At 54.8% G+C, this 14,392-nt stretch carries 15 protein-coding genes and 2 tRNA genes; 4 read left to right on the plus strand and 13 right to left on the minus strand.

Annotated elements, in window-relative coordinates; genetic code table 11:
* Nucleotides 1–10: 10 nt before the first annotated feature.
* The 3 genes from prfB to HHJ06_RS08595 form a co-directional block, all read right to left on the minus strand.
* A protein-coding gene (gene prfB, locus HHJ06_RS08585) for a peptide chain release factor 2 (RefSeq protein ID WP_343206612.1) occupies nucleotides 11–1,130 on the minus strand; the annotation gives its coding sequence in 2 pieces (ribosomal slippage) (nucleotides 11–1,045 and nucleotides 1,047–1,130; 1,119 coding nt in all).
* Nucleotides 1,131–1,373: 243 nt separating this feature from the next.
* On the minus strand, nucleotides 1,374–1,775 hold the full coding sequence (locus HHJ06_RS08590) for a metal-dependent transcriptional regulator (RefSeq protein ID WP_215428932.1): 402 nt from the start codon (nucleotides 1,773–1,775) through the stop codon (nucleotides 1,374–1,376).
* Nucleotides 1,776–1,912: 137 nt separating this feature from the next.
* Complete coding sequence (locus HHJ06_RS08595) at nucleotides 1,913–3,601, minus strand: 30S ribosomal protein S1 (RefSeq protein ID WP_102712389.1); 1,689 nt, start codon at nucleotides 3,599–3,601, stop codon at nucleotides 1,913–1,915.
* Between the two features lie 301 nt (nucleotides 3,602–3,902).
* Between HHJ06_RS08595 and HHJ06_RS08600 the strand changes: the two genes are divergently transcribed.
* On the plus strand, nucleotides 3,903–4,484 hold the full coding sequence (locus HHJ06_RS08600) for a SagB/ThcOx family dehydrogenase (protein WP_215428943.1): 582 nt from the start codon (nucleotides 3,903–3,905) through the stop codon (nucleotides 4,482–4,484).
* A 78-nt stretch (nucleotides 4,485–4,562) separates the two neighbouring features.
* On the opposite strand, the gene HHJ06_RS08605 is transcribed toward HHJ06_RS08600, so the two are convergent.
* Nucleotides 4,563–5,039, minus strand: coding sequence for a GNAT family N-acetyltransferase (locus HHJ06_RS08605; RefSeq protein ID WP_215428933.1), 477 nt, complete (start codon nucleotides 5,037–5,039; stop codon nucleotides 4,563–4,565).
* A gap of 94 nt (nucleotides 5,040–5,133) precedes the next feature.
* Between HHJ06_RS08605 and HHJ06_RS08610 the strand changes: the two genes are divergently transcribed.
* Nucleotides 5,134–5,210, plus strand: a tRNA-Pro gene (locus HHJ06_RS08610).
* A gap of 407 nt (nucleotides 5,211–5,617) precedes the next feature.
* Here HHJ06_RS08610 and HHJ06_RS08615 read toward each other — a convergent pair.
* Together HHJ06_RS08615 and HHJ06_RS08620 are read right to left on the minus strand one after the other, a co-directional pair.
* Nucleotides 5,618–6,193, minus strand: a complete 576-nt coding sequence (locus HHJ06_RS08615; RefSeq protein WP_215428934.1) for a hypothetical protein — start codon at nucleotides 6,191–6,193, stop codon at nucleotides 5,618–5,620.
* A gap of 124 nt (nucleotides 6,194–6,317) precedes the next feature.
* Nucleotides 6,318–7,286: a PA14 domain-containing protein gene (locus tag HHJ06_RS08620; protein WP_215428935.1), complete on the minus strand. Its 969-nt coding sequence runs from the start codon at nucleotides 7,284–7,286 to the stop codon at nucleotides 6,318–6,320.
* 168 nt (nucleotides 7,287–7,454) lie between these two features.
* Here HHJ06_RS08620 and HHJ06_RS08625 point away from each other — a divergent pair.
* Nucleotides 7,455–7,565 (plus strand) — tRNA-Ser (locus tag HHJ06_RS08625).
* A gap of 106 nt (nucleotides 7,566–7,671) precedes the next feature.
* Nucleotides 7,672–8,517, plus strand: coding sequence for a GYF domain-containing protein (locus HHJ06_RS08630; protein ID WP_215428936.1), 846 nt, complete (start codon nucleotides 7,672–7,674; stop codon nucleotides 8,515–8,517).
* An 18-nt stretch (nucleotides 8,518–8,535) separates the two neighbouring features.
* Here the strand turns inward: HHJ06_RS08630 and HHJ06_RS08635 are convergent, their stop codons facing one another.
* From HHJ06_RS08635 to HHJ06_RS08665, 7 genes are all read right to left on the minus strand, one after another.
* Nucleotides 8,536–9,405, minus strand: a complete 870-nt coding sequence (locus HHJ06_RS08635; RefSeq protein ID WP_215428937.1) for a M23 family metallopeptidase — start codon at nucleotides 9,403–9,405, stop codon at nucleotides 8,536–8,538.
* A gap of 47 nt (nucleotides 9,406–9,452) precedes the next feature.
* Nucleotides 9,453–10,388: a sugar phosphate isomerase/epimerase family protein gene (locus HHJ06_RS08640; protein WP_215428938.1), complete on the minus strand. Its 936-nt coding sequence runs from the start codon at nucleotides 10,386–10,388 to the stop codon at nucleotides 9,453–9,455.
* A 13-nt stretch (nucleotides 10,389–10,401) separates the two neighbouring features.
* Nucleotides 10,402–11,193: a 3-methyl-2-oxobutanoate hydroxymethyltransferase gene (gene panB / locus HHJ06_RS08645; RefSeq protein ID WP_215428939.1), complete on the minus strand. Its 792-nt coding sequence runs from the start codon at nucleotides 11,191–11,193 to the stop codon at nucleotides 10,402–10,404.
* Between the two features lie 20 nt (nucleotides 11,194–11,213).
* Nucleotides 11,214–11,723, minus strand: a complete 510-nt coding sequence (gene folK / locus HHJ06_RS08650; RefSeq protein WP_251841474.1) for a 2-amino-4-hydroxy-6-hydroxymethyldihydropteridine diphosphokinase — start codon at nucleotides 11,721–11,723, stop codon at nucleotides 11,214–11,216.
* Between the two features lie 59 nt (nucleotides 11,724–11,782).
* The gene (dapB, locus tag HHJ06_RS08655; RefSeq protein WP_102712377.1) at nucleotides 11,783–12,523 is read right to left on the minus strand and encodes a 4-hydroxy-tetrahydrodipicolinate reductase; all 741 of its coding nucleotides are present in this window, start codon (nucleotides 12,521–12,523) and stop codon (nucleotides 11,783–11,785) included.
* A gap of 12 nt (nucleotides 12,524–12,535) precedes the next feature.
* A complete protein-coding gene (gene dapA / locus HHJ06_RS08660) occupies nucleotides 12,536–13,417 on the minus strand; it encodes a 4-hydroxy-tetrahydrodipicolinate synthase (protein ID WP_215428941.1) in 882 nt (293 codons plus the stop codon).
* A gap of 73 nt (nucleotides 13,418–13,490) precedes the next feature.
* Nucleotides 13,491–14,198 (minus strand): hypothetical protein, encoded by a 708-nt coding sequence (locus HHJ06_RS08665; protein WP_215428942.1) that lies wholly within the window; start codon nucleotides 14,196–14,198, stop codon nucleotides 13,491–13,493.
* Nucleotides 14,199–14,392 lie beyond the last annotated feature (194 nt).

Below are 14,392 nucleotides of genomic sequence, written 5' to 3' on the forward strand. Positions count from 1 at the left end.
AGGGAAACCTTCAGCGTTCGCGCTTGTGGCCGCGCAGCATGGCCTCAATAAAGGGGTCCAGGTTGCCGTCCATCACGTCCTGAATATTGCCGGACTCCACGCCCGTGCGCAAATCTTTGACCATCTGGTAAGGCTGGAAGACATAGGAACGAATCTGGTTGCCCCAGCCGATGTCCCCCTTCTCACTATACTGGCGGTCGGCTTCAGCCTGCTTTTTGTCTTCCTCAATCTGGTACAGCTTGGCGCGCAGCATGTTCATGGCCTCCTCCTTGTTCCGGAGCTGGCTGCGCTCGTTCTGGCAGGCCACAATCACTCCGGAGGGAATGTGCGTGATGCGCACGGCGGTTTCCACCTTGTTCACATTCTGGCCGCCCTTGCCGCCGGAACGGTAGGTGTCCACCTTCAAATCCTTATCCAGAATCTCAATATTGATGGAATCGGAAACTTCCGGCGTGGCATCCAGGGAAGCGAAGGAAGTGTGCCGCTTCCCTGCGGAATCAAAGGGAGAAATGCGCACCAGGCGGTGAATGCCGCGCTCATTCTTCAAATAACCATAGGCGTACTCTCCATCCACCTTCAAGGTCACGGAACGGATGCCGGCGTCATCCCCGTCCGTACTTTCCAGATAAGTCACGGAAAAACCGCGGCGCTCACACCAGCGGATATACATGCGCAGCAGCATGGACGCCCAGTCACAGGCTTCCGTGCCGCCGGCTCCGGCGTGGATGGTCACGTAACAGGAGGCTTGGTCCTGCGGACTGTTCAGCAAAGTCAGCAGCTCAAAATCCGCCAGGGATTTCTGCCATTTGGCAAACTCCTCCACGGCCTCGCGGCCCAAGTCGTCGTCGTCCGCCTCCTGGGCCAGTTCAATGGTGGCGTCAATATCCTCCAGCCTGGACTTCAGCCTGGAAAAGGCCTCCATTCTGTGTTTCAAGGGGTTCACTTCCGCCATCAGCGCCCGGGCGGCATTCTGGTCATCCCAGAAATCCGGTGCGCTCATGCGTTCGTCCAACTCGGCCACTCGTTGTTGAATGCCGGCCAGGTCAAAGATAGCTCCCGAGCTCGGAAAGACGGCTGTGCAAAGCAGCCGTGTCGAGCGCCGAGAGATCTGCAGCGATATGGGGATCCATGCGCGGGAACCTACCACGAAACGGCTGAACGGAAAAGGGCAAAATACCAATTCCCGCGGTCATGCGTTTTCATGGGGAAATTTCCTGTGGAGAACTTCGGAGGGTTTCTTCCAGGACCGGAAAAACGGGCTGCAAAGCTTGCGCCCCAACCGGGCTTTTCCAGTTTCCGGCCTTCATCAATTAACAGCCTCCAAAACACAGCGGAGGCTTAATTCAAATCCCGCTGCCACCGGAACTAAACACTTACCGGGCGGAATCCTCCCCGGCGCCTTCAAAAGGCCGTATCCGGCAGGACTTGAGCTTTTCAATCTCCTCAAAAGTCATGATATGCTCAATCTGGCAGGCAACCTCATTGGCGCGTTCTTCCGGAAGGGCAAGCTCCTCCCGCAGAAAATCAAACAGGATGCCATGGCTGACAATGATTTTCCCGGCGATCCGGCGTCCCTGGGGGGTCAGCTTGACCGGAGCGTACTGCGTATATTCCACCAATCCCATGTCCGCCAGCTGCTTCACGGCAGACGTCACGGAAGGCATCTTTACCTTAAGCATCTCTGCAATATCCCGCACCTGGGCCGTTCCGCTCTTTTCAGACAGCAGCCCGATGGCCTCCAGATAATCCTCATTGCTCTTGGTCAGCTCCAACATGGTATAAGAGAACAGTTAATCCCTTAGGCGAAACTAACTCAAGACTTTTTCCATTCAAATTTGGAATGAGAAAAAAAACCGCCGCGAATATCACTATTCGCGGCGGTTAAATCAATCAGTGAATTACGGAGATAAGCTTACTTCTCTTCAGAAGGGCTCCATTCCTCGTTTTCACGGGTAGCCAGGTTGAAGGCGTGTTCCAGACCCACCATGTCGCTGCTCGGGCGGAGAGCTTCAAAGGAGGCGGTTTCACGGCGGAGCTGTTCGGTATCGTAATTGACGGCCTTAATGGAAAGACCGATGCGGCGTTCGATGCTGTCCACCTTGATCACGCGGGCGGTGATTTCATCACCAACCTTGATCACGTCCTTCACGCGTTCCACGTGGTCTTCGCTAAGCTGGGAGATGTGAATCAGGCCGTCGATGTCCCCGTTCAGGTTCACAAAGGCGCCGAAGCTGGCGATCTTGGCCACCTGCCCGGTCACCATGTCGCCCACCTTGAAGCGGTCGTTGATGGATTCCCACGGATCGGACTCAAGCTGCTTGATGCCAAGGGAGACACGCTGGTCTTCCTTCTTGATTTCCAGAACGATGGCTTCCACTTCGTCGCCCTTCTTGAGGACTTCGGAGGGGTGGTTGATCTTGCGGGTCCAGCTCATGTCGGACACGTGGATCATGCCGTCGATGCCTTCTTCCAGGCCCACAAAGGCGCCGTAGGGAGTAAGGTTGCGGACCTGCCCCTTGATAACGGTGCCGATCGGGAAGCGGGATTCGATATCCGCCCAGGGATTGTCTTCCAGCTGGCGGACGCCGAGGGAGATTTTCTGTTCCTTCACGGAAATGGAAAGCACCACGGCTTCGATTTCCTGGTCCAGCTTCAGCACGTCGCTCGGACGGGTGATTCTCTTGACCCAGGACAGTTCGGAAACGTGCACCAGGCCTTCCACGCCCTTTTCCAGCTCCACGAAAGCGCCGTAAGGCAGGAGCTTGGTCACGCGGCCCTTGACATGGGAGTTGATCGGGTACTTGCGTTCGATGTCCGCCCAGGGGTTGTCCGTCATCTGCTTCAGACCCAGGGAAACGCGTTCCTTTTCACGGTCCACTTCCAGAATCACGACTTCCAGGGACTGGCCGATGTGGAGCATTTCGCTCGGGTGGTTCACGCGGCCCCAGCTCATATCCGTGATATGAAGCAGGCCGTCCATGCCGCGGAGGTCGACAAAGGCGCCGAAGTCCGTGATGTTCTTCACGAGGCCTTCCACCTTGTCGCCTTCCTTGACGGTTTCAAGGAAGCGCTGGCGCTGGTCGGCGCGTTCGGCTTCGATCACTTCGCGGCGGGAAAGGACGATGTTCTTGCGGTCGTCGTTCACTTTGACGATCTTGAACTCGTAAACCTTGCCCACGTATTCGTTCAGGTCGCGCGGAGGAATGATATCCACCTGGGAACCGGGGAGGAAGGCTTCCACGCCAACGTTGACCATAAGGCCGCCCTTGACGACGCTCTTCACTTTACCCTTAACCAGGCCGCCATCGCGGTACACGCCCACGATCTTATCCCAGTTCTGCTTATGGGCGGCCTTTTCCTTGGAAAGGACGACGATGCCTTCGTCGTTTTCGAGGCGTTCCAGAAGGACCTCGATCTGGTCCCCCACTTCAATCTCCTCGTCTTCAAACTCGGAAATGGAAATAGCGCCTTCGGACTTGTAGCCGATGTCCACCAAAACGACTTGGGGACGGATTTCCTGGATGGTTCCGGTAACGATGGAACCTTCACGCAATTCGCGGAACTTGCTGTCAATAAGTTCCGCCAGTTCAGTTGTGCTCATTTAAATGGTTGATGAGTTAGTATTGCCGATTTTTCTCATGGCCCCTTATTGGCCGGCGGGCAATCGGGGCGCCTTCCCCCGCCGGGCGAAAAATCGGTTGCCTTCAATACCAGTTCCAGGCAAGAACTCAAGGCTTTTCTTGAAAACTCCTTCCGATTTTTTCCCGCCCCTGCGGCGCCCCGCCGGACAACGACGAAAACGAGCGTACAAAAACCTTGTAGCCCTTCCTTCCCATGTTAAATTCCGGTTAATGAAAAAATGCGGAACCTCCGCATTCATCAACCATCCCTGCCGCAACGCCATGAAAAAAATCATCCTTGCCCTGATCGCCGCCGGGCTGTCCTCCACAGCCCTTCTTCACGCCGCGGAAACCGTCAAACTGGACAAGCCGGACCTGGAACGGGGAGCGCCCGTTATGAAAGCCCTGTCCGACCGTCAATCCATCCGAAGCTTCTCTGAAAAAATGCTCTCTCAAAAGGATCTGTCAGACCTGCTCTGGGCCGCCAACGGCGTCAACCGGCAGGAATCCGGGAAACGCACTGCCCCATCCGCCATGAACCGCCAGGACGTCAAAATTTACGTATGCACGCAGGACGCCTCCTACCTGTATGACCACAAGGCTCACGCCATGGTTCCCGTCAGCGACGGGGACGCGCGCCCGGCGGACGCTCCCGTGTGCCTCGTCCTTGTGACGGACACGGCGGAACCATGGGCGGCCATGGATGCGGGCATCGTCTCCCAGAACATCTCCATCTTCTGCTCCGGAACGGGGCTGGCCACCTACCCCCGGGCCAGCATGAACAAGGATGCCCTGGCAAAGGCCCTGAAACTAGTCTCCCCTCAAACGCCCATGCTCTGCCATCCCGTAGGGTATAAAAAATAACAACTTCCGGTTCCGTCTGCCGGATGGTCCGGGAGAAGGGCCATCCGGAACCGGGAGGGAATTCCGTAACCGGCAGAATCAGGGCTCCGGCAGAATATCCACGTAAATGCCGGGAGAGCTCCCTTCAATGGGCATCGCGCCCACCGTCCGGGCATAAAATTCCGCAGGCCCTACCCCGCCGATAATCCCGTAGGCATGCCCCAACTCCCGGAGCGCGTTCAATGCGGAAACCAGCAAAACCTTGCCCACGCCGCTCTTGCGGGACTCCTCCGCAACCCCCATGGGACCGAGAAAGCCGCGCGCCGTCACGTCATAGCACGCAAAGCCGAGAATCTTCTTTTCCCGTGTAGCAATATAACAGGAAACAGGCTGGCGGCTAAAGGCGGTCTTTGCCTCACTCACCCACTTGGGAGAAAAATTCCTCCCCACCCAGTCAGCTACCAGATGGCGTTCATAAACCCCCGGCCGCCGGATCAGAATGCCTTCCTTTCCAAGCTTCCGAAGCTCTTCTTCAATACCGGGCAAATCATACAGCCGTACCAGCATATCCATCATAACCCCGGCACCCTATCACAACCAAGTTCTGGCGCGAATAAAAAAAACTGGACAAACCCTCCTTTCACCCGTAGACTTCGCCGCACCACAACAACGAGCTGTAGCGCAGGCTGGTAGCGCGCTTCGTTCGGGACGAAGAGGTCGCAGGTTCGAATCCTGTCAGCTCGACCACTTTTTAAAAGCCGCCTCCGGGCGGCTTTTTATTGTTTAAATATTGAATCTCTATCAATTTTACACCTTGGCAGCCCTATTCTTCTATCATCTTGCATTAAGGTGAATAAATCGCGCTATACTGATGAAATTTAACCCCTTGATAGGGCCGAATTCATAGGAGCAACCCCCTAAAAGCCGAGTCTGAACGGACAGACGTCAAAGCCATTTACAAATTCAGAGGAAAGAACGCCCTTGGAACCGAAGGCCTCAACTCTCTGGAATGCAAAATCAATACCGACACAGGAACACTCTACGACATCTAAAATCCCAAGGTTGGAGAATGAACCTTCTCCACAAAAAGCCCCGCTCATATTTCATGAGCGGGGATGATTCAAATTAAGTCGAAGCAAGAAGGGAAGACCGGATTACTCGCCGGATTCCGGCTGGAAGCGGGCAGCTTCCGATTCCTCAGCAATTTTGGCCGGTTCAATATGGAGGAGCTTCCGGAAACTGTCCATACCGTCTTCATCATCTATTTTCAAAGGATTCATGAACATCGTACTCAAAGAGCCCGTCAAAGTTCCCTGCTTGTCCTGTTTGAGTTCTTTTGAGTTCAAGAAGACATACCACAGCTCCCCCTGTTCCTGCGTAGAAATAAAACGATGCCCCTCTTCCTCCCTGATCAACCCGGAGGGTGGCAAGGATTCATCCTTCCGGTGAAGGATAAGAATGCCGCCCACGGGAGCAGTTCCCCGGAGCGTTTGTACAATACGGGTTTGAGAAGCTTTATCCCACAAATGACCTTTTCCTTCCGGTAATGGTACATACCTGGATTCATACACACAGACTAAAAGTACGGTGTCTGAATTTTTCAAATGGCGGGCAAGGACATCCTCTTGTGATTCGTGGACAATATCCTTATCTTTTAAGAGATCAGCATGAGAATATGTTACCGACAGAAGAGATAACAAGAATGCTGGGATAAAAAAAATATTCCTCATACTTCAAATAGTATAGAGATGGATATCAAGACAAGTCAAGGGTAATTAGAAAGATAACCTTTCCAATAAAAGGGGAGCGAGATTTCTCACTTCCTGGTAATAATCCCAATTTGAGTTATTTCTCTTACTCAAGAGATGACCGGTATAACAGCCAAACTCCACCTGATACGTAATACCCTATTTCCTGATTATCCCCAGGGCACAGGCCCACATGTCCAGAATGCCCAAAGATGACAATATCTCCTGATTGTGGAGTGGAATAATCTGTACTGTCATCATAATCAAATCCCTTACAACCGAGATTCGTCATGATCGTGTTTTTTAAATGGTTGATCATTGCTTCTGCATTGACAACAATATGTTTGCCTAATGCCGCAGGATCACTTTCAGGAGTCATACCGGGATTAAGGATGGAAATATCTCCGCCCATCAGCTCAACGTTATCAGCGGCAGGTTTTCCATTGCCGTATTTAACATCAGCCAAGCGATAACCACAGCGATTAAGAGCGATACTTAAGCGGGTGGCACATGTATCTTGCCCTGCCATTTTCTTTGCGACTTTTTCTCCGAATTTCTCCCAAACTCTATTTTTATCTTCGGGAGTAATGGTAAGATAATCTACAAGGCCGGCATAGTTATTGAGGAGTTTTTGAGCTTCTTCTTTTGTCATCAAGTTTTTAGGTGCGTCAATTTCCCAAAGTTCCAGATCGACTTCTCCCATCTTGGGAACGAATTCCTCTGCATTGGGATATGGGGCGATGGCTTCCGGGACTTCCTCGTTCCGGTGCTGGAGCTTGGTATAGTGGAATCCTTTCTTGAGGTGTACGGGGTCTCCTGTCTTGGATTTGGATGAGTTCGTGCCCGTGATTTCCACGACCTTCTGGCCGTTGATTTCAATGTAGCCGTTATCATCCAAAGTGACGGAGAAAGTATAATCTCCTTCTTCCGCGATGCGGATATAGCCTTCCCAGTTATGGGCGACGGTTTCTTCCGTCTTGTGCCATGCGATCTTGGGGGCGGCTTTTTTCGTCACCTTGTAACGGCGGTTGTTCTCAGCATCCAGCGGGTGAAATGGTTTAGTTGATATAGCCATAATGTTATGTTTTCTAATCGTTTATTGTTGAATTAACTGAACATTCAGTATCATAGATACCTTGAAAAATTTCTCGTTCCTTATCAACACGTTTAACACGTAGTCTACCCGTCATTCGACACGTGAAGGAAAAGGCTAAAACTGCACGATAATCAAGCGGAAAATAAAGGGTCTGAAAGGGGTACAAGAAACACAACCATTGATTATCAATAGCCAAAAATTGAATTCTCTTCGTTCGGGACGAAGAGGTCGCAGGTTCGAATCCTGTCAGCTCGACCACTTTTAAAAAGCCGCCTCCGGGAGGTTTTTTTATGGACTGATTAAATCAGTCATCCGTCAAATTTCCCATTGCCCCGCGCCCGCTTCTTTCCCTAAAATATAGGTAATGAGTGAATACTACCTGAAACTCCCCGGTGATTCCCAGCCGAGAGCCTATTCCGAATATGAGGTCCGCGAATTTCTGGGACAGGGAGTGATCGACTCAACAACGCTCACCTGGAAACAGGGTATGGCTGGATGGCTGCCCGTGGAACAGGTTCTGCCGGCCATGTCCCCCGCCCCGGAAAAAATCCGGGATGAAGAAGAGGAAAGCCTCCCGAAAGACCAGCCATACCGTTTGCGGTATCCCCTGGCGGGACTTGCCAGATTATCCATCCTGGCATGCATCGTCCTGCTCCCCTGCATGCTCTGGAGCAGTTGGATTGTCTTTTCCAACAATACCGCCAGCTATGAGGAAATCCAGGCGGCTATTCAGCAGAGCATGGCCCAGCTTCCTTCCTCTGTAGCGCCGATGGTCTTCCTCTTCAGCATTCTGTTCATTCCTTCCCTGCTGATCCAACTGATCTGGCTGTACCGGGCGTGCGCCAATGTTCATGGCTTCCACATTCAGGGACTCCGGTTCACGCCTTTCCTGAGCGTTCTCCTGAGCTGCATGCCCGTAGTAGGCATGGTGCTGAATGCCCTGATTCTTCAGGAGCTGTACCGGGCATCCAAAAATCCGGCGGAGTGGATGCTGCAAACTCCGTCCCGCTCCCTGCGCTTGTACCTGCTCGTTACCACGGCACTGACCCTGTGCGCACTTTTCCCCTTTGGGGCGGAACATTACCTGGCGGCATTCCTGGTAATTGGCTCCCTGATGACGGCGGCCACCGTGCTGTGGCTGGTCTGCGTCCTGCAAATCAGCCGGAAACAGCAGGAGCTGGTTTCCAAAAATACGGACACGCGGCCCTGACCGCCGGACATCCTCCGTTCAGCGCCCTTCCTTCTTCCCCGTGTCCGGCTGGCCATCCGGCAGGATCTTGTCCAGAGCTTCCATGCTGTTGTCCCTGTACAGGTTTTCCAGCAGTTTTTCCCATCCCGCCGCCATTTGAACCTGTTTCAGGGCAATAATGGGATCAGGCATCACCATGCCAGGAGGGGGGGCGTACTGTTTCAGCACTTCATCCGGGTTGATCCGGTTGAATATTGTCTTTCCATAACCCGGCATCCCCGCTTCATGGGCAATGGATTCAACCATTTCAAAATGCAGATGGGCCAGATAATTCCCATGCGCCGTGCCTACGGTGCCGATCTGCTCTCCGCGGCCCACCAGGGAACCCAGGGGAATATCACTGACGGTTTTCAAATGGGCATACAGGCTCTGCACAAAACGGCCGTCCGGCAGGCGGTGGAGCAGCACCACCACATTGCCCCAGTCAGGAGAAGGTTCGCCCGCGTAAACAAGCAGGCCGCGCCCGGCGGCGCGCACCGGAAGGCCTTCATCCGTGTTCTCCCCGCCAATTCCATTCAAATCCTGTCCGGTATGCCGTCCGCCGCGCGGGACATTCATGTCCCCCAGTCCCTGAGCAACGTAGGTAAACGCGCCATTCTCATCTCCCAGCGGGGACGTAAACACATCTGCCAGCGGGGCCTTGGCCAACTCCTGGGGAGTAAATAAAATCATCCTGTAATCTACAGGGACGGGAGCGGACAAGGGTACATCCTCATCATAAATATTATGGCGCATTCCTGCCTCCAGAGAGGCGGCGCGGCTAGCCTTGTACCAGGCAAACGCCGTTATCAGGACACAGGCCGTTCCCAGAAGGCCCAGGATGACGCGGGATGTCGTCTTGTCTATCATCGTCCCGACTTTATATCCACTCCGCCGGATTTACAACCCCAAGATGGTCAGTCCAGCGTCTGCGGGAATTTTTCAGCCCACAGCACGCGCGCCGCGCGGATGTCTTCCGCGGAGGCGCGGCCTGAAAGTTCCCAGACCAGCGGGACTCCATGCGGGAAAAAGGGCAGCAGGCGTTCAAACGGCACCCCGCCGCCCAGCAGGGGGACCTGATGGTCCCGGGCCGGCCACTTGACGTCGTTCACATGGCCCCCTATTAAATGGGAGGACATTTTGCGAAGAAACTGCTCATGATTCAGGATGAGCAGATTGTGCTTTCTCTGAATATGGCCGAAGTCATGCCAGTAACCAATGAAGGGGTTTTCACCAAACTCCTGCATCAGCAGGGCCATTTCATCCTCACTGGGAACCTGCTCATAATGGCTGCGCCCCTCTATGCCCAGTTTTACGCCAAGTTCCGCGGCGCCGGGGAGAAGCTGCCGGATGGCTTCACGGGCGCGCTCCAGGTAAACGGGGGCCAGCCGGTTGCGGCGGCGCACAAACTCCCCCTTGGTTCCGGCGAAAGACTCCGTTCCCACCATTCCCTGCCGCGCCAGGCTCTGCAAATGGGCCGTATCCGTACGCTTCACCAGAGGCTCCACCGTACCCATGTGCAGGACAATGTATCCGGCCCCCAGGGCCGCGCCCTGTTCCATGGATTTTTTCGTCAGTTCAACCGCCTTGCTGCGCACCTGGGGCAGATCCGCTGTAAACGGCCTGCTGTCCGGTGCGTCCCCCACCTCGTCAATCGGAGCAGGGAAATAATTATGAACGCCGGCCACCTGCACCTTCCCTGCTTCCACCGCCTTCATGATACCCGGCAGGAGGGACAGCTTGATGCCGTGGGAAAGCTCCACATGGTCAAATCCCAGGGAGAGGATTTCATCAATCATCTCTTCCCCGTCCTGGTGGCGGTGGGAATTCCAGCATGTAGAAAATACCAGCATGGGTTAAAATAAATTATGATGACTTGATGGAACCCGGCTCCGTATAGGAATCCTTCATCCACTCCTTGACAGCGGCAGTCATACTGCCGGCCACGTCTGCGCGGGGTTTAACGAAAGCGGGAACAAACCACGGGAATGCGCCCACCAGATCATGAATCACCACCACGTCCCCGTCACACGTATGGGCGCCGGATCCAATGCCCAGCGTGGGAATGGGGGAATGGACGGTAATCTGACGGGCCGCATGGGGCGTTACTCCTTCCACGACCACGGCGCAGGCGCCCGCCTCTGCCACGGCTTTTACGTCCCTCACCAGGGCTTCCGCCTCCGCGGAGGATTTCCCCTTAATCTTGTAACCGCCTTCCTCCAGCACCTTCTGTGGCAAAAGGCCGATGTGTCCCACCACGGGAATGCCGGAATCTACAATGGCGCGGATCTTTTCCGCCTGGGATGCCCCACCTTCCAGTTTGACGGCGTCCGCTCCGGCCTGAAACAGCCGCCTGGCGGATTGCACGGCCTCCTCCACCGTATCATAGGTATGAATGGGCATATCCCCCACCAGCAGAGCGTTCTTTACGCCGCGAGCCGCAGCTTCCACATGGTGGAGCATGTGGTCCAGCGTCACGTGGGTGGTATCCGGGAACCCCAGAAGCACCATTCCCACGGAATCCCCTACCAGGACAATGTCCACGCCGGCTTCATCCAGAAGACGGCCCGTAGGATAGTCATAACCGGTTACCAGCGTCACGTACCGCCTGTTCTTGCAGGCGCGGATGCGTTCCGCTTTTTCAAGAGATTGATTCATGATGTTCAGTAAACAAGCAGTTACCAGCGTTCCAAAACCAGGAGCGGATCAGCCTCATCCGTATCCAGTTCCGCCAGCAGCTCGGCAACCGTCTTATCCTGCCGGGGCAGAATGAGGTCCGGCCTGATGTCGGAAAGAGGTTTCAGGACAAACTTTCTGAGATGGGCCCTGGGATGGGGAAGGATCAGGCGCGGGGAATCATTCACCACCATGTCTCCCACATAAATGATGTCCACGTCCGCAGTACGGGGCTCGCAGCGGATGCCGGAGCGGACGCGTCCCAATGCACGTTCTATACCCTGGCAGTGCACCAGCAGCTCTTCCACCGTGCCCGGCCAGGTAAACTCCACCACGGCATTCAAATAATCATCCGCGCCGTGCGGGCAGCCCTGGGGACTGGTAGCATACAGGGAGGATTGTAAAAAAGGATCGTCGGACAGGCTCATCTGCAGCAGATGGTCCCGGGCCTGGACCATCAGGCTGTTCTTGTCCCCAAGATTGGAACCCAGTGCGATGCCGGCTCTCTTCATCACGCAAAAAAGCGCCATGGCCGCTCCGGGAAAGAAGGACGGCCATGACGCCGGAAAAATTACAGTTCAGACAGGCCCAGGACGTCTTCCATGGTATACAGTCCCGGTTCCTTTCCCTGGAGCCAGAGGGCGGCGCGAACCGCTCCGGAAGCGAACGTCATGCGGCTGGACGCCTTATGGGTCAGTTCCAGGCGTTCGCCGTCAGAGGCAAACACCACGGTATGGTCACCCACTACATCCCCCCCCCGCAGGGAATGCATGCCTATCTCCTTGGCCGGACGCGGTCCCACCAGGCCTTCGCGGCCAAAGACTACGCTGTCCTCATAATTCCGGTCAATGGCGCCGGACAAAATTTCAGCCAGGGTCCGGGCCGTGCCGGAAGGAGAGTCTATCTTGTGGCGATGGTGCATTTCCATCACTTCAATGTCACAACTGTCTCCCAGAATCTGGGCCGCCTTGCGCGTCAGCCAGAACAGGGCGTTCACTCCTGCGGAATAATTGGAGGCAAACACGATCGGGATGGATGCGGCTGCATCCATAATTTCCTGCCGTTCCAGAGCCGTATGGCCCGTGGTGCCGATCACCAGGGGCTTGTTATTGGCCACGGCTTCAGCCAGCAGGGTGCTGGTGAAAGCATGGTGGGAAAAATCAATGACGACGTCGCACTTGGCGAGGGCCGGATAGAGCTCCTGGCCCTGGTCATGCGTGGCGCCCACGCAAGTGTCCGGATTCTGCGTCACCGCCTCCTGGACGGCCTGGCCCATGCGGCCGGAAATACCTGTAACAAGAATGGAAATCATATAATTGAGATATTAAAGAACGTTGAAACGTTGAAGAAGAGCGGAAAGCTGGGCCTCCTTCTCTTCCGGCAAAGGAACCAGGGGGAGGCGCACGCCGGGCTGAATATCGCCTCTCAGCGCCAGGGCCGCCTTGATCGGGACCGGGTTGCTGTCCAGCGTCATCAATCCCTTCATGAGGGGATAAAACGTCTTCTGGAGGGAAAGCATTTCTCCCATATTCCGGTCCAGTCCGGCCTTCACGATGGAATTCATGATGCCGGGAACCAGGTTGGAGGCCACGGAAACCAGACCGCTGGCTCCGCAGGCCATAAAGGGCACCGTCAGGCCGTCATCACCGCAAAGGACGGTAAAATCTTCAGGAACCACCTGCATGAGCTGGTTCACGCGGTCCACGCTGCCGCCTGCCTCCTTCACGCAAATGATATGGGGGCAGTCCCTGGCCAAGCGGCCAACCGTCTCCACACTGATCTCAATGCCGCAGCGGCCCGGAATGCTGTAAAGCATGATCGGGAGCCTGGTGGCGTCCGCAATGGCCTTGAAGTGGGCATAAACGCCATCCTGGGAAGGCTTGTTGTAATAAGGGCATACCTGAAGCGTACCATCCACGCCCATCTTCTCCGCCTCCTGCGTCATGTGGATGGCCTCTGCGGTGGCATTGGCCCCCGTGCCGGCGATCACCTGGATGCGGCCCGCAGCGTACTTGACGGCCAGTTCAATCACCCTCAAGTGCTCTTTTACAGTCAAGGTGGGGGATTCTCCTGTGGTGCCCACGGCCACAATGCCGGCCACGCCGGCTGCAACCTGGGCTTCCACAAGCATTCTAAAAGCCTCTTCATCGAAACGGCCGCCGATAAAAGGAGTCACAATTGCTGTATAAAGACCTTGAAACTTCATAACTTTACTTGGAAGCATACTATCTTAACAGACACTTTTTGTCACGACAGAATACAGAAATATGGCACGCCTATCAGGCATCCAGAAACACCGTCCGTGAACAGGCGGAACAAAATTCCAGGTAGGACTTGAGAAAGGAGAGGGACGTTTCCGGACGGGCACCCTGCCTCCAGGCGGCCCTTCTCCCATTGACTACAATGTATTCCCGGTGGATATGCCTTCCTTCACTACCGCACAGGAACAGCACCGCCGCACAGGCGGAGGACGCCAGCCTGGAATGCGAGACATGCCGGAATACCGGGCGGTGAATCACCACCTGGCTCATTCTGACATCACTCCGGTTCAGGCTATCTTCCATCCCGGTCTCAGCCTCTTTCCACCTCACCTTCCTTTCGGAACGGGAAACCATATGAACGACCGTGGCGCCGGAAACAAAAGCATGCTCCAGCAAAACGGTCAGGTGGCCGCGTGCGGAATAATTCAACCCCTTCACCTTAACAGCAGCATCTTCACAGGTAAGCAGATAATCCACGCGCCCATACAAGGTGTGCACCAGTCCAGCAAAGGAAGCCAGATCGGGTGAATGGTCCAGCCGCCCGGACATGGCGAAGTGATTGGCTCCCGGAAGACAGCCGACCACGCGGGAGGACTCTTCACCGGACTCATGCAGCATGGCAACCGCAATTCCCTGGCAGGCAAATGCCCTAGCCGCCAAATATCCTATGTTGCCGGCGTTCCCCAGAATGACGGCAACAGGTTTCTGAATAATAGGAGATTTCATACGCCGCCATTCTGAAGAAAGAACGAATTCCGTCAATATCCAACACACTCTTAAACCGTTAAGAAAGAATGAGGAATAGTTAAGGAAATATTATAATGCACCTTTCTTCTGATAAGCAAGAGGAGGTGAGCAATCCTTGCTAGTTTCTTTTGTTTTACCCCAGTATTGAGATCAGAAGAGGAAGAAAAAGACAC

The organism is Akkermansia muciniphila (assembly GCF_018709685.1).
Classification (GTDB): domain Bacteria; phylum Verrucomicrobiota; class Verrucomicrobiia; order Verrucomicrobiales; family Akkermansiaceae; genus Akkermansia; species Akkermansia muciniphila_E.

What these genes read in the sequence shown, in the direction of transcription:
- dapB (WP_102712377.1), bottom strand. Translation starts at nt 12,523, where the DNA reads ATGATTTCCATTCTTGTTACAGGTATTTCCGGCCGCATGGGCCAGGCC.
- panB (WP_215428939.1), bottom strand. Translation starts at nt 11,193, where the DNA reads ATGAATCAATCTCTTGAAAAAGCGGAACGCATCCGCGCCTGCAAGAAC.
- dapA (WP_215428941.1), bottom strand. Translation starts at nt 13,417, where the DNA reads ATGAAGTTTCAAGGTCTTTATACAGCAATTGTGACTCCTTTTATCGGC.
- HHJ06_RS08620 (WP_215428935.1), bottom strand. Translation starts at nt 7,286, where the DNA reads ATGGCTATATCAACTAAACCATTTCACCCGCTGGATGCTGAGAACAAC.
- HHJ06_RS08665 (WP_215428942.1), bottom strand. Translation starts at nt 14,198, where the DNA reads ATGAAATCTCCTATTATTCAGAAACCTGTTGCCGTCATTCTGGGGAAC.
- HHJ06_RS08640 (WP_215428938.1), bottom strand. Translation starts at nt 10,388, where the DNA reads ATGCTGGTATTTTCTACATGCTGGAATTCCCACCGCCACCAGGACGGG.
- HHJ06_RS08595 (WP_102712389.1), bottom strand. Translation starts at nt 3,601, where the DNA reads ATGAGCACAACTGAACTGGCGGAACTTATTGACAGCAAGTTCCGCGAA.
- HHJ06_RS08600 (WP_215428943.1), top strand. Translation starts at nt 3,903, where the DNA reads ATGAAAAAAATCATCCTTGCCCTGATCGCCGCCGGGCTGTCCTCCACA.
- HHJ06_RS08635 (WP_215428937.1), bottom strand. Translation starts at nt 9,405, where the DNA reads ATGATAGACAAGACGACATCCCGCGTCATCCTGGGCCTTCTGGGAACG.
- folK (WP_251841474.1), bottom strand. Translation starts at nt 11,723, where the DNA reads ATGAAGAGAGCCGGCATCGCACTGGGTTCCAATCTTGGGGACAAGAAC.
- HHJ06_RS08630 (WP_215428936.1), top strand. Translation starts at nt 7,672, where the DNA reads ATGAGTGAATACTACCTGAAACTCCCCGGTGATTCCCAGCCGAGAGCC.
- HHJ06_RS08590 (WP_215428932.1), bottom strand. Translation starts at nt 1,775, where the DNA reads ATGTTGGAGCTGACCAAGAGCAATGAGGATTATCTGGAGGCCATCGGG.
- HHJ06_RS08615 (WP_215428934.1), bottom strand. Translation starts at nt 6,193, where the DNA reads ATGAGGAATATTTTTTTTATCCCAGCATTCTTGTTATCTCTTCTGTCG.
- HHJ06_RS08605 (WP_215428933.1), bottom strand. Translation starts at nt 5,039, where the DNA reads ATGATGGATATGCTGGTACGGCTGTATGATTTGCCCGGTATTGAAGAA.